The 12,509-nt window shown below is 32.7% G+C and carries 12 protein-coding genes and 1 pseudogene; 7 read left to right on the forward strand and 6 right to left on the reverse strand.

Annotation, left to right across the window (positions count from 1 at the left end; translation table 11 throughout):
- Complete coding sequence (locus GBO31_RS13905) at positions 1-1,398, reverse strand: sensor histidine kinase (protein WP_219008963.1); 1,398 nt, start codon at positions 1,396-1,398, stop codon at positions 1-3.
- Positions 1,398-2,585, reverse strand: a complete 1,188-nt coding sequence (locus GBO31_RS13910) for a S41 family peptidase (protein WP_219008964.1) — start codon at positions 2,583-2,585, stop codon at positions 1,398-1,400. Before GBO31_RS13910 ends, GBO31_RS13905 begins: the two co-directional genes overlap by 1 nt.
- A gap of 199 nt (positions 2,586-2,784) precedes the next feature.
- Here GBO31_RS13910 and GBO31_RS13915 point away from each other — a divergent pair, with 199 nt between their 5' ends.
- The 7 genes from GBO31_RS13915 to GBO31_RS13945 all read left to right on the forward strand — a co-directional run bounded on the left by GBO31_RS13915 (position 2,785) and on the right by GBO31_RS13945 (position 9,438).
- Entirely contained in the window at positions 2,785-3,669 is an 885-nt protein-coding gene (locus GBO31_RS13915) for a geranylgeranylglycerol-phosphate geranylgeranyltransferase (protein WP_219008965.1), read from the forward strand.
- A gap of 8 nt (positions 3,670-3,677) precedes the next feature.
- Positions 3,678-4,265: a Maf-like protein gene (locus GBO31_RS13920; RefSeq protein WP_219008966.1), complete on the forward strand. Its 588-nt coding sequence runs from the start codon at positions 3,678-3,680 to the stop codon at positions 4,263-4,265.
- A gap of 141 nt (positions 4,266-4,406) precedes the next feature.
- The gene (locus tag GBO31_RS13925) at positions 4,407-5,399 is read left to right on the forward strand and encodes a septum formation inhibitor Maf (protein WP_246615874.1); all 993 of its coding nucleotides are present in this window, start codon (positions 4,407-4,409) and stop codon (positions 5,397-5,399) included.
- A 153-nt stretch (positions 5,400-5,552) separates the two neighbouring features.
- The gene (locus GBO31_RS13930) at positions 5,553-7,715 is read left to right on the forward strand and encodes a glycoside hydrolase family 9 protein (RefSeq protein WP_219008967.1); all 2,163 of its coding nucleotides are present in this window, start codon (positions 5,553-5,555) and stop codon (positions 7,713-7,715) included.
- Positions 7,716-7,729: 14 nt separating this feature from the next.
- Positions 7,730-8,014 carry a 4a-hydroxytetrahydrobiopterin dehydratase gene (locus tag GBO31_RS13935; protein ID WP_219008968.1) on the forward strand — a complete coding sequence of 95 codons (285 nt, stop codon included), beginning with the start codon at positions 7,730-7,732 and terminating at the stop codon, positions 8,012-8,014.
- 80 nt (positions 8,015-8,094) lie between these two features.
- Positions 8,095-8,820, forward strand: coding sequence for a YebC/PmpR family DNA-binding transcriptional regulator (locus GBO31_RS13940; protein ID WP_219008969.1), 726 nt, complete (start codon positions 8,095-8,097; stop codon positions 8,818-8,820).
- A 102-nt stretch (positions 8,821-8,922) separates the two neighbouring features.
- Positions 8,923-9,438, forward strand: coding sequence for a hypothetical protein (locus GBO31_RS13945; RefSeq protein ID WP_246615875.1), 516 nt, complete (start codon positions 8,923-8,925; stop codon positions 9,436-9,438).
- Here GBO31_RS13945 and GBO31_RS13950 read toward each other — a convergent pair.
- The 4 genes and pseudogenes from GBO31_RS13950 to GBO31_RS13960 form a co-directional block, all read right to left on the reverse strand.
- Positions 9,435-9,992, reverse strand: a complete 558-nt coding sequence (locus GBO31_RS13950; protein ID WP_219008970.1) for a 1-acyl-sn-glycerol-3-phosphate acyltransferase — start codon at positions 9,990-9,992, stop codon at positions 9,435-9,437. The two genes, GBO31_RS13945 and GBO31_RS13950, sit on opposite strands and share 4 nt — an antisense overlap.
- 26 nt (positions 9,993-10,018) lie before the next feature.
- On the reverse strand, positions 10,019-11,080 hold the full coding sequence (locus tag GBO31_RS27400; protein WP_246615877.1) for an iron-containing alcohol dehydrogenase family protein: 1,062 nt from the start codon (positions 11,078-11,080) through the stop codon (positions 10,019-10,021).
- 78 nt (positions 11,081-11,158) lie between these two features.
- A pseudogene (gene kdsB, locus GBO31_RS27405) lies at positions 11,159-11,863 on the reverse strand (3-deoxy-manno-octulosonate cytidylyltransferase); the annotation flags it as partial.
- Between the two features lie 76 nt (positions 11,864-11,939).
- A complete protein-coding gene (locus GBO31_RS13960) occupies positions 11,940-12,503 on the reverse strand; it encodes a DUF4126 domain-containing protein (protein ID WP_219008971.1) in 564 nt (187 codons plus the stop codon).
- Between the last annotated feature and the right edge of the window lie 6 nt (positions 12,504-12,509).

The raw sequence follows: 12,509 nt of genomic DNA on the forward strand, positions 1-12,509 counted from the left end.
TTATAAATGTATTGGTATGTTTATGGTAAATGTTGTTCCTAAATCTAATTTGCTTTCTAAACTTATATTTCCTTGATGTGCTCTTACAATTTGATTCGTAAAAAACAATCCCAAACCTAATCCTTTCACATCGTGTACATCTCCTTCAGTAATCCTATAAAATTTTTCAAAAATTCTTCGTTGTTCTTTAGGAGAAATACCAATTCCATTATCATGAATAGATATTTCGTACATATCATCTTTGAGGTATGTTCTAAAAACAATTTCTACTTTTTCTTTTCCATATTTTACTGCATTATCCAAAATATTTAATAATGCTGTGGTAAACATGAACTTGTCAATATGTAGATGTACCTCTCTAAATTCAATTTTAGAAGTAATGGTAACATCTTTATCTTGCACGGATAGCTCAAAATCTTTTAATACATTTTTAAAATATAGATCATCTAACACCTCTTCTTTTTTAAGTATGATTTCTTCAGAGCCAAGGCTATTTGTAACTACCTGATCTACTAATTTTTGTAATCTATTGTTTTGTCTATCTAAAATATCCAAGGTATTAGAGAAAGCCTCTGGAGAAGCTTGTATTTCTGCTTTTCTTAGTGTTTTTGAGGCTATTCCTAAAGTTGCCATTGGAGTTTTTAACTCGTGTGTTATGTTATTGATAAAATCAGTCTTAATTTCTGCCAACTTCTTTTGGTTTATTAGATTTCTTATAGAGTAAAATAAGAGTATAATGACAAAAAGTATTAATAAGACAGAAAACACGAATAAAGAAGCCATCTGACCAAATACGATGCGTTTCCAACCTATGATATTGATATAGTCTTTGGTACGAACCTCTAAATCCAAAGATACTTTGATACCTCCATCATTTGCATCATCTTCGTATTCGAAGTCTGTAAACCACCTTGCATTACTCATAAGTACTTCATCCTCTTTCGAAAATTTTTCTCCAAAAGTGTATGGATTCTCTCCTTCTCCCGCCGAAAAAATAGTGTCCAATTTTTCTTCTTCATAAATCACAATACTTTTGATTTCTTTCTTATACTGAATATCATATTGAAGGTTACGACTAGCAATCTCTTTTGCATAATACGCTCTAAAAAGATYATTTAGTGAATCTGTTTTAGGTCCAAACTTATTAAGTGCTTCTTTTTTCTGAATTTTATTTTTCTTGTATTCTACCAAGTCTTCACTTAAATAAGTATACCACTGCTCTGCAAGAGAGTCCATCTCTTTGGTATTATCGATATTGCTAATAGCCTTTTTTGTTTCTTTTATAAAAACGTCCTTTTTAAGTTGGTAGGTATTGTAAATTAAATATCCTTGAATGGCACTTAAAGCTACTAAAGCAATTATCGAAGTTGTAATTAATATGTTTATTTTATTCTTCATTATAAAGATGCGTTTATAATTTCAACTGCTTTTTGCAATTGATCTTTGGTATCTAAGATATAATGTTTTGGTTTAAAATCTTCTCTTGGTGTTCCATTAATATGAAACAGTTTTTCTACAGGAATTTGAAAACCAATTTTTGTTTCTGCTAATGTATAATTATAGACAGCACCTAATAAATCCGCCATCTCTGTTCCCACGGTTTCTGTTCTATTTAATCCATCAAATCCAATAGTCATTCCTTCTCCCATACTACCTGTCCATCTTCCGCAAAGAACAACAAGCGGCTTGCTATAGATGTTCCCTCTTGGAGAAACTAATTCTATGGTTTTTCTTTTAACACCATATAACTTCTCTTCGTATGGAAAACTATGTCTTTGATAGGCTGCTTCTTGAGTAATAAACCTTCCCATAATCGCTCTTGCAACCGTTGTATTTCCACCTCCTGGTGTATCTCTAAGGTCTAGTATAATACCATTTGTATTTTCTACCAGTTTGAATGCATTATCAAAAGCTTCGATGGTACTATTATTTCCCAACGAATTATTAATTCTTATATATCCAATGTTGTTGCCAATTACTTTTGAAGTCACCAATTGTTTGGGATTCAACTTAGTTTCTTCTTTCAAATCGAATGTTAATGAGCTATTAACATTAATACTTCTACTTGTATCATGTGTACCCGCTAACAATACATTAGCTGCATATTCATACATTTCCTTAGTATATACTGAAACACTTTTAGGCAAGAACTTTTTAATACCTTCTGAAATACTACTTCCATTATAACCAGTTACTTGCATCCCTAATTTTATGCCTGAATTTTGTGCCGAAAAACCATCTCTTAAACCAGTCACTATAAATTTATTATTCTCATATGAAACCCAAATATCAGTCCCTGAAGGAATCATTCTGCTCGAAGACGGTAAATTTCTATTCAAACTAATATGACCATTATACAACTCATTATTAGTCTTTTCTAGTAACCGAATAAAATCATCATCATTTTGTATAGTATCTACAGAAGGTTGATAAATCCTTCTCACATTATCCCAATTAGTTTTTTGAACATCGAAGTATGCAAAATATTGATCTACTGTTTTCCAATAGTAATCAAAATCTTTTTGATACTTCGTCTGAGCGAAGGAGCTTGATACGATTCCTAAAATGATGATGATTCTTAGCATTACTATTCGTTTTTTGATTGTTGATGGTATCAAAAGTATAGAACAACACTAAAGAAATCGAAGAATTGGCGACCGTTAACCCACCGTTAACGTTAATAAATAGATAAAACCCTATAAAACATAGCTCTTAAGAGTTTAGGTTAATACGCTTATAAAAAAGATTAATTCTTACATTTGCGACAAAACCAAAGGATCCCTTATGCAATCTTATCTAAAGCTGATTAAATTTGATAATCTTCTTCTTATAGCACTAGCGCAATTATGTATTAAATATGGGCTTTTTGAACCTTTTGATATCGATATTACATTAAACGGATTTGGAATTACATTATTAATCATCGCTACAACTTCATTAGTAGCAGCGCTAAATGTTATGCTGTATATTGAAAACAAAGAGGATACAACAATTTCCATATCAGAAAAAACCGCAAATCGTCTTTTTATAATTTTCAATGTAATTGCAGTTGGAATTGGTTTTTACCTATCTAATATCATCGGTTGGCCAAAATTGGCAGCTTTATTTATTGTAGTTTCTGGTGTATTTTATATTTATACCACTTACTTGAAAGAAATTATTGTTCTTAAAAATATGATTATGGGAATCATGATGGCTTTAGGTTTAATTTCTGTGGCTATCTTTGATTTACTCCCTGCGATAACGGAGCAAAATAAGGCTTCTCAAAAAGTTATTTTCTTGATCATTGTGGATTACGCCATATTCGCATTTATTATGATCACACTTAGAGAAATTGTTAAAGATTGTTTGACAGTAGATAGAGATCATAATGATGGGTTACAGACAATTCCCATTACTTTAGGAAAAGATAGAACAGCCAAACTTATAAGTGGTCTTACCATCATACCTATTGGTTTGATTATTTATTATGTATATACGTACTTATTTAGTAATTCTACTGCGGTTGTACTGGTTCTTGTTGTATTAGTAGCGCCTTTATTATACTTTATGTTTAGAAGTTGGAGTGCAGAAAATAATAAAGACTATAAGGTTCTAAGTCTCATCTTGAAACTGGTATTATTTGCTACTTCATTATCTATGCTATTATATCAATTTATACTGAAATAAGTTATACTATGTTAAAAACTGTATTGAAGAATCATCGACTTATTTTAGCATCTGGTTCACCTAGAAGACAACAGTTTTTCAAAGATCTTGATCTTGATTTCACAATACAAATTAAAGAGGTAAATGAAGTATATCCTGATCATCTAAAAGGTATTGAAATATCCGACTATTTAGCCCAATTAAAAGCAAAAGAATTTACAGAATTAAAGTCAAATGACATATTAGTAACCAGTGATACTATCGTTTGGCATGAAGGTAAAGCTTTGGGTAAACCCAAAAATTTGGATGACGCTAAAAAAATGATTGCATCTTTATCGGGAAAAACTCATGAAGTAATTACATCAGTATGTTTTAAAACTGTAAATACAGTTAAAGTAATCAACCAATCTACAAAAGTTAGTTTTAAAGAGTTATCTAAAGATGAGATTGACTATTATGTAGAAACCTTTTCTCCTTTAGATAAAGCGGGCGCATATGGTATACAAGAATGGATAGGTTATATTGGAATAATTCATATAGAAGGAAGCTACTACAATGTTATGGGACTACCAGTTCAACTTGTTTATGAAACGTTAATAGAACTTGCCGAATCATAGCTTTGTCGTAATTTAGTTTTGCTGATTAATCACCTAAGGACTTCTTATATATTTCTTAATATATCCTTATAAATCAACAAATTCAAAATTACCGCTATGAAATAAGCCATAATAACTGGTTAATTCACATAAAACTGTTCGATGGCAAATTCCATTAGACAAATAAAAAACAATAAAATTGCACAAATGAAAAAGTCTTTATTAATATTTGGAGCACTGGGAGTTTTAATCATTATCGCCTGTAGCAATATCAAAGCTGATGAAAAAAACAATACAGTAGAAAACAATACTACTACCGAAGTAGCATCTGACATGATGATTACTAAAGAATTATCTGAAGATTTTAAAAAATACTGGTATGCAGGAAAAGCAGAAATCACCTCCTATACTTTAGAACAAGCTCGATATGGAGAAATCAGAGAAGGAAAAGCTGTTCTAGTATATGTAACTGAAGATTTCCTTCCTAAAGAGCAGGTAAAAGCCGACTATCAAAACAAAGACAATGTACCAGTTCTAAAATTGAATGCTACAAAAAAATTCAATACTGGTATTTATCCATATTCTATCATGCAAAGTACTTTCTATCCTGTATCAGATACTAAACATGCGATCAAAGTATCTAGTTCTATGCAAGAATGGTGTGGTCATGTATATGCACAAATTAATAATAGAGAAAATTATGAAATAATCTCTCATTCCTATTTTCAGGGAGAAGCAGATCAGAACTTTAAGTTAGATAAAGATATTCTAGAAAATGAACTATGGACAAAAATTAGAATCAATCCAGAAAATCTACCTCAAGGAGATGTGAAAATTATTCCTTCTCTAGAATATTGCCGCCTAAAGCATAAAGAAATTAAAGCATATACTGCTAAAACAGCATTAAAAAAAGAAAATGATCTTAGTACCTATACAATAGATTATCCTGAATTGAAGCGAAAAATAAGCTTTACCTTTTCTTCTTCATTTCCCTACGAAATAGAAAGCTGGACAGAAACTTTTTCAAGTGGATTCGGTCCCAATGCTAAAGAATTAATTACAAAAGCAACCAAATTAAAAAGTATTAAATCAGCTTATTGGGGAAAGAATAGTAATAGAGATGAAGTTCTTAGAGATTCTCTGGATTTAAAATAGCCCACACACTATACCTAACCTCATAAAACACTGAAAATCAAAACACCAAACAAAATTTAATAAGTGATATTTGTTAAGCCATATTAGGAAAACTAAGCTTTTATTAAGAAATTGCTATAACCAAAGAATTAAACTTAACAAATCTACTTAATTATGAAAAAGCTACTAGTATGCATATGGTGTTTTATATGCATAAATGAAATTTGGGCGCAATCATTATCTGACTTTATTGTAATTGACCAATTTGGTTACAGACCCAGTTCTGATAAAATCGCGGTTATCAGAGACCCTCAAACAGGTTTTGATGCTAGTGAATCTTTTACTCCAGGAAATAATTATGCATTAGTAAATGCATCTAATGATCAACAAGTATTTACAGGAACCGCTATAGCTTGGAATGCTGGTGCTGAAGACACCTCATCAGGAGATAAAATCTGGTGGTTTGATTTTAGTAACTACACCACTTCGGGAACATATTATGTTTTAGATATAGCGAATAACCTTCGTTCTTTTGAATTTGAAATACGTGAAGATATCTATAATGAGATCTTAAAACAAGCGGTAAGAACTTTCTACTATCAACGAGTAGGATTTGCAAAAGAGACTCCTTATGCAGAACCCAATTGGACAGATGGCGCCAGCCATATGGGAACTCTTCAGGATACTGAATGTAGAAGCTATGATGCTCCGAACGATGCTTCAACAGAAAAAGATGTAAGCGGTGGTTGGTATGATGCTGGTGACTATAATAAGTATACTAATTGGACTTCGAATTACATTTATGAAATGTTATTAGCTTACGAAGAATATCCCGATGTTTGGAAAGATAACTACAACATACCAGAATCTGGAAACGGAATTCCTGACATAGTAGATGAGGCGAAATGGGGAATGGACCATTTACTAAAACTACAAAACAGTAATGGAAGTATGATTTCAGTTGTTTCTGAGAGCCATGCAAGTCCTCCTTCTTCAGCCACAGGACAAAGTCTTTATGGTGCAGTAAATACAAGTAGTACTTGGAATTCTGCGAGTACATTTGCATATGGAGCTAAAATATTTGCATCATTAGGAATGACTACATATGCAAATACTCTTGAACAAGCTTCCATAAATGCGTGGAATTGGGCCACCGCAAATCCCAATGTAGTTTGGCGAAATAATGATGCTGCCAACGGATCACAAGGAATTGGTGCAGGACAACAAGAAGTAGATGATTACGGAAGAGCTATGTATAGACTAAGAGCCGCTGCGCACTTATATGAAACTACCAATCAAGAAAGTTACAAGACATTTTTTGAAAATAACTATACAGAAACCCACATGATTGCTTGGAATTTTGTCTTCCCTTTTGAAGCAAGAGAGCAAGAAACTTTACTCTACTACACTACAATTCCTGGAGTTTCTACAAATGTAGTAGACAATATTGTTGACACCTATAATAGTTCTATGAATTCAAATGCTATCAACTTTATGTCTTTCGATAATAAGGTAGATCCATATATGGCTCATTTAGATACATATACATGGGGAAGTAACAATACAAAAGCAAAAAAGGGCCTGACTTTTTATAGTATCAAACAGTACGAACTCAATAATGCTAGAGAAGATGATGCAGAAAAAGCTGCAGAAAACTATATCCATTATTTACATGGTGTAAACCCATTAAATATGGTTTATTTAACCAATATGTATTCATATGGTGGTGATCGCTGTGCTAATCAAATATATCACACCTGGTTTCAAGATGGAACAGATTGGGATGAAACCAATGTTTCATTATATGGACCTGCACCAGGTTTTGTTCCTGGAGGACCTAATCCAAGTTATGACAAAGATCAATGCTGCAATAGTAGTTGCGGAAGTGCAGCAAACGATGCACTATGTAATTCTATTTCAGTATCTCCTCCGTTAGGACAACCTGATCAAAAATCTTATTTAGATTTTAATAATAACTGGCCCTTAAATTCATGGTCGATATCAGAAAATAGTTGTGGATATCAAATAGCATATATTAGGTTATTATCAAAGTTTGTTTCAGAATCTGATAATTCATTATCTGTTAACACTCCTAATATAGACACCAATCAACTAGTGCTATATCCTAATCCTGCTAAAAACACCATCAGAATTAGACTTCCTGAGCATATAAACACTACAGATTACACAGTCACTATATCTTCTATGATTGGAAAAAAATTAATTGAAACTAGCATGAAAAATAGTATTAATGTGTCCAAATTAAATCAAGGAATGTATATATTGAAGGCCGAAAACGCTAATAAAAGTTTTAGTCAAAAATTTATTATTCAATAAAACAATTATACCAAATGAAACTTTCAGAAACTGAAATTATAGATCGCCTTAAAACCATGGATGGATGGGAATATGAAGACAATGCGCTTCATACTTCTTTTGAATTTGAAAATTTTAAAGATGCTTTTTCTGCAATGTCTAGAATTGCATTCGAAGCTGAAGCTCTAAATCATCATCCAGATTGGTCCAATGTATATAACGTTGTTAATATCTCCTTATCCACTCATGATGCTGACGGTATTACAGAAAAAGACTTTCAGTTAGCTAAGGCTATTGATGGAATTGTTGAGGAAGAATAAAATATGTTATAGAAGTACAGATGCACTTGTGAAACTTTTGGTTTCTACTTATGTTTGTATTTAGATTTTAAATTTAGATTATGGGAAGAGCTTTTGAGTTCAGAAAGGCACGTAAAATGAAACGTTGGTCGGCAATGGCTAAGGCGTTTACAAGAATTGGTAAAGACATTGTAATGGCTGTGAAAGAAGGAGGACCAGATCCCGATTCTAACTCACGTTTAAGAGCGGTTATACAGAATGCTAAGTCTGTAAACATGCCTAAAGACAATATCGAACGTGCTATCAAAAGAGCTTCCGATAAAAGTCAAGGCGATTATAAAGAAGTTTTGTTTGAAGGATATGCTCCACATGGAATTGCTATTTTAGTAGAAACAGCTACGGATAACAATAACAGAACTGTTGCTAACATCAGATCTTATTTTAACAAATGTGATGGAAATTTAGGAACATCAGGTTCTGTGGAATTTATGTTTGACCATACTTGTAACTTTAGAATTAATGGAGAAGGCTTGGATCCAGAAGAATTAGAACTTGAATTTATTGATTTTGGGGCCGAAGAAGTGTTTCAGGATGAAGATGGAATCCTAATTTATGCTCCATTTGGAAGTTTCGGAACTATTCAAAAAGAACTAGAAAGTCGAGAAATTGAAATCTTATCCTCTGGTTTTGAACGTATCCCACAGGTTACAAAACAATTAACTCCAGAACAAGTCGCAGACGTAGAAAAGCTATTAGAAAAAATAGAAGAAGATGATGACGTACAGAATGTTTATCATACCATGCAAGAGTCATCTTCAGAAGAATAGATAAAAGAATAACAATACTTTATGAAAAGACTGCCTATAAATGGCGGTCTTTTTTGTTATGTTTAAATAGTCTTTTCGACCAAACACAAAACAGCAAGCACTATGAAACATTGGATTTTTTTATTTTTTCTATCATTAAGCATTAGCACAACTGCCCAACAAATGAATAATGAGACTTTAGGAGAGATTATTACTCAAAAAGCGGATACCATAAATGGTATTGTCGGAAACTGGCAATTTCTCTATAAAGAAACTCCTATGCTTTGTGTTACAGATGAAAAGAACAATAGAATGAGGATTATTGCACCCATCACAGAATCTAGTAATCTCGATAAAGATTTATTATTAGATTCTATGACCGCAAATTTTCATTCGGCATTAGATGTAAAATATGCTATTTCTAATGGGATTCTTTGGTCTGCTTATGTACATCCTTTAAAAGAATTAACTACTGAACAGGTTGAAAGTGCAATCTCTCAAGTATATTTAGCTGCCAAAACTTTTGGAACAACCTTTTCTAGTACAGAATTACTTTTTGGAGCTAGTGCTTTAGAAGAAGAAAAAAAAGAAAAACCTAAAAAAGAAACCATAAAAAAAGAGAGCACTCGAAAGTTTTAATCCTCAGGTTCGAAGCTATAAGCAGGTACTTTTCCTTTGATTCCCTTAAAAAAGCTATACATATGCTGTAAGTCTTTATCTAGATCATCAGTTGGGTAAAAAGCTTTAGAAATGACAACACGTTTCTTTCCAAAATCAAAAGCAACCATTATAATAGGAATATTAGCAGTTTTGGCTATATAATAAAATCCAGTCTTCCAAGTACTTACTTTTTTCCTAGTTCCTTCTGGTGCTAATGTAATTCGAAGTTCATCTCGCTTTTCAAATTCTTTAGCAATTGCCTCTACTTTATTCTGACCAGAAGTTCTATCTAGTGCGATTCCTCCAACCTTTCTAAAATACCATCCAAATGGCCATTTAAAGAGTTCCTTTTTTCCCATGAAGCTAATCTTTACTCCACCTAATTGTCTTACCAAAAGACCGATATAAAAATCATGCCAGCTTGTATGAGGTACTACAATGATGATACATTTTTTGATATTATCACCATCAAAATCACCGATCATCTCCCAACCCATAATTTTATGAAATATAAACGAAGAAAGCTTTCTCATAGAATTATGAATATTAGCAACCGATTTTATAAGGAACGATAAATTTCTTTCAACTTATCCTCATTAATTTGTTCTTTCCAGTTTTTACCTAAAGCATTTTCCCACAAAGGAACTAAACCAAGGGCTACAGATACCATCGTATTTAATTGCTCTTCAGAAATGTCTGCACATATTCCTTCAGGTATATCAATATCATGCAATTCCTTCATTTGCTTAAAAATAGCAACACCTTCAGGATAGTATTCTCCTAATTTGTCAAAAACAATACAATTACCAATACCATGCTTTGTACCTAATACGTAAGCAAGACCATAACTCATTGCATGTGCAATACCAACTTGAGAATAAGCAATACTCATTCCACCATGCCAGGAAGCCATCATTAACTTGGCGTCAGCTTCTTCTTTATCTAAATTATTTTCTAAAAATATTTCTTTACAAAGATCATATGCCTTCTCACCATAGCTCTGGCTAAATGCATTAAGATAAGTTCCTTTCAAGGATTCAATACAATGAATATAACAATCCATTCCTGTATAAAACCACTGATTTTTAGGAACGTCTTTTATTAATTCAGGATCTAAAATCACCTGATCAAATGGAGTGAAATCAGAATTTATACCTAATTTTTTCTCAGGACCTGTCAATACTGTTGTTCTTGACACCTCTGCACCAGTTCCAGAAATTGTAGGTACACCAACGTGGTACACCGCTTTATTACTAACGAGATCCCATCCCTGATATTCAGTTGCACTACCAGAATTATTCATCATTATAGCAACAGCTTTGGCAAGGTCCATAATAGATCCTCCTCCAATACCAATGATTCCGCTTGGAGTAAAACTAAATTCTTGTTTTAATGTTGTTACCAGCTGATCTACTTGAGAAGTTTTAGGTTCTTCTTTAGTAGAAACATATATGATTTTATCTATTCCTGATAATTCAATTCTATCTTCAATAAATGCTTTATTATGTTCAAAAACATCATCTATAAGATAAATAAATGGAGCTCCGTTTTTTCTTTCTGTAGAGAGGATTTGTCCTAACTGATTAAAGGATCCTTTACCAAAAACCACTCTTGGTACCATAGGAAAATTCTTATGGAAAGATTCCGTTAACTTAGGAGTAACCGTAGATGTAATGTTCAAAAGATTTTGTTTATTAATTAAATTTCTTGCTTTTTCTAAATCTTCCGGGGTATCTATTTCCACACCTTCATGGTGTGTCTCTATCATTTTTATATTCTTACCATATTCTAAATACCTTATGCATTCAATTTTTTCAGAAGCTTCTAGAGTTCTCATCGGTAGGTGATAAAAATCCAGAATTGCTTGCTTTCTAAATGCATAGATCCCTTTATGTTTAAAATAGGTATGACTGATCTTTTTGTCTCTTGGATAAGGTATAGGAGCACGAGAAAAATATAAGGCATAATCATTCTCATCTACAATTACCTTTACACTATTTGGGTTTACAATATCATCCCAATCTGTCATAGGAGTCATGAGACTTGCCAAATCTATATTATCAGCATCATCTCCTTGAAAAACAGCTAATACTTTTTCAAGACTTTCCCTTTCTGTAAAAGGCTCATCTCCTTGAACATTCACTACGATATCAATATCCATATTTTCAACCGCTTCAGCAATTCTATCGCTACCGCAATCATGTTCTTTTTTGCTCATAATAGCTTTACCACCATGAGCTGTAATTTCATCAAATATAATTTCACTGTCAGTAACCACATATACTTCACTAAATAAAGATGTACTTACTGCTGCTTCGTATGTTCTAAGTATAACCGATTTCCCTTCAAGATCCTGCATTAATTTTCCCGGAAATCGGGATGCAGCATATCTCGCAGGGATCATTGCGATGGTTTTCAGTTCCGTTTTGTTCAAAATTGCTTGCTTTTGCAGGTCAAAAATAACTTTTTTAAATCGATTTTCAAGAAGAGCGTCTGAATAGTTTTTTATAAACTTTTCTTAAACCAAAAAATAACAGTATTACTACAATAATAGCTACCAATGGAAGAAATACCGATAATATCGACATAACGGTAGCGGTTCCGGTTTCTACCGTGGCAATAACGGGATTTGCAAGTCCTCCTGTTGTCGCCGAAGATGTTAATCGAGAGGCTCCCATCGTACTTTTTACAGTTGCCGCTGTTCCTCCACCAGCAATAATTGCAAGAGCCCAAGTAACTACTGGACTTAAATTAGCCATGGTTGAAACCATTACGGCAGTTCCAGCAATTGCAGCAAGTGGAATCGCTATAGTATCCAATAAATTATCGAACCAAGGGATATAATAAGCTAATATCTCGGCTACTGTAGCTATAGATAAAACGATTAAAGCAGTATTACTCCCTACCCACTCCCAATCAGAATTTAAAGGAATAATACCATAATACCCTGCAATACTGACCGCTAATAAAGGTAAAAAAACTCTAAACCCTACAGAAGCAGCAAGTCCAACTCCTAAACATATACTTAAAAAAGTTTCTGGCATTTACAT

The sequence above is a fragment of the Aquimarina litoralis genome (assembly GCF_019295435.1).
GTDB lineage: Bacteria > Bacteroidota > Bacteroidia > Flavobacteriales > Flavobacteriaceae > Aquimarina > Aquimarina litoralis_A.